The following is a 1,866-nucleotide window of genomic DNA, read 5'->3' as shown; positions in this document are numbered from 1 at the left end:
CCGCGGCAACGACATCGTCTATGGCGGCACCGGCAACGACACGATCTATGGCGGCGACGGCGACGACCAGCTCTTCGGCGAGGATGGCGACGACATCATCTACGGCGAGGCCGGCGATGACATCATCATCGGCGGCAAGGGCAACGACCAGCTCTCCGGCGGTGACGGCAACGACCAGATCTCTGGCGGCGAGGGCAACGATCAGATCGCGGGGGATGCCGGCGACGACGTCGTTCATGGCGACGAGGACGACGACACCATTGATGGTGGCATCGGCAATGACGAGCTTCATGGCGACGCCGGCAACGATCACGTCATGGGCGGCGGCGGCAATGACCGGCTCTTTGGCGAGGACGGCGACGACATCCTCGATGGTGGCGAGGGCGACGACTGGATCGATGCCGGAGAAGGCGACAACACCGTCTTCACCGGCGACGGCAACAACAGCGTCCGCACCGGCAATGGCAACAATGTCGTCACGGGCGGCGCTCATCTCGATATCGTCCAGTTCGGCGCTGGCCAGGACACGGCCCAACTCGGCGCCGGCGCCGATGTCGCGGCCGGCGGCGGCGGCAATGACCGGCTCTTCGGCGAGGCCGGCGACGATACGCTCTCCGGCGATGACGGCGATGACGTGCTCGACGGCGGGGAGGGCGACGATCATCTCACCGGCGGCAGCGGCGACGACCAGATCCATGGCGGGACCGGTGACGACATCGTCTTCGGCGGCGATGGGCGCGACCGGATCGAAGGCGACGACGACGACGATATCGTCTTCGCCGGGGCCGGAGACGACAGGGTTGAGGGCAATGCCGGCAACGACCGGCTCTTCGGCGAGGCTGGCGACGATCGGATCGAGGGCGACGAGGGGGATGACGTCGTTGATGGCGGGACGGGCAATGATCGGCTCGAGGGCGATGACGGCGACGACGTGGTCTTGGGCGGGGCCGGCAATGACCAGCTCGCCGGAAATGCGGGAGACGATACGCTCGACGGCGGGACCGGCGAGGATCTCGTCAAGGCCGGCGCCGGCAACGACGTGATCATCGGCACGCTCGATGCCGCGGCCGATTGCTATGATGGCGGCAGCGGCTGCGACACGCTGGATTACTCCCAGGCGACCCAATGCATCGACATCAACCTCGTCGAGGGCAAGGCGGTCGGCGTCGAGATCGGCGAGGACAGCCTGTCCGGCATCGAGGCGGTGATCGGCGGCAGCGGCAACGACCACTTCACCATCGGAGCCGACGCGGTGACGCTGACCGGGGGCGCCGGCGACGACTGCTTCTCCTTCGATGTCGCCTATGACGAGGACGATCGCGACCTGATCCACCAGATCCTCGATCTTGAGGCCGGCGACCGCATCATCGTCAGCCAGTACCAGATCCGCACGGATGACGATCCCGCCTATGGCGCGCCCGGGGACGAGGCCGATCCGTTCGCCAGCGCCTATGGTGACGAGGCCGGCACTGCCAGCCAGCCCTTCCGCTTCCGCATCGAGAAGATCGGTGACAACGACTACACCTATGTCGACGTCTATCTCGAGCAGAATGACGAGAAGGACTACTCGATCGAGATCCAGGGCAGTCACAGGCTTTACTATTACTGACCTCGGTGCGGGGCGGTCGCGCCTCGCATCTCGGGCCGGCTGACGGGAGAGACCAGCATGATCAAGCGCAGTGTCGCATCGCAGGCCGGCGGGGACGCCAGGGGGGAACGCGAGCCGAACTTCGGCCTGGGCCGGCATATGCTTGCCGGCACGGCGCTCGCCCTGCTCTTGGTCGTCGGCTGCGGCGGCTGGGCTGCCAGCGCCCATCTCAACGGCGCCGTGATCGCCCAGGGCTCGGTCAAGGTCGACCAGAACCT

Annotated in this window: 1 protein-coding gene and 1 pseudogene; both read left to right on the top strand. The window is 66.8% G+C overall.

Annotation, left to right across the window (positions count from 1 at the left end; genetic code table 11):
- Positions 1 to 1,609, top strand: a 1,609-nt coding sequence (locus AB4099_RS35140) for a calcium-binding protein (RefSeq protein ID WP_465248482.1), incomplete at its 5' end; no start/stop codon positions are given.
- Positions 1,610 to 1,666: 57 nt separating this feature from the next.
- Positions 1,667 to 1,866: pseudogene (locus tag AB4099_RS35135) on the top strand (HlyD family type I secretion periplasmic adaptor subunit); the annotation flags it as partial.

The sequence above is a fragment of the Allobosea sp. 2KB_26 genome (assembly GCF_052115715.1).
Classification (GTDB): domain Bacteria; phylum Pseudomonadota; class Alphaproteobacteria; order Rhizobiales; family Beijerinckiaceae; genus Allobosea.
Note: the sequence above shows the minus strand (reverse complement) of the source record. Positions and strands in the feature narration are given on the sequence as shown.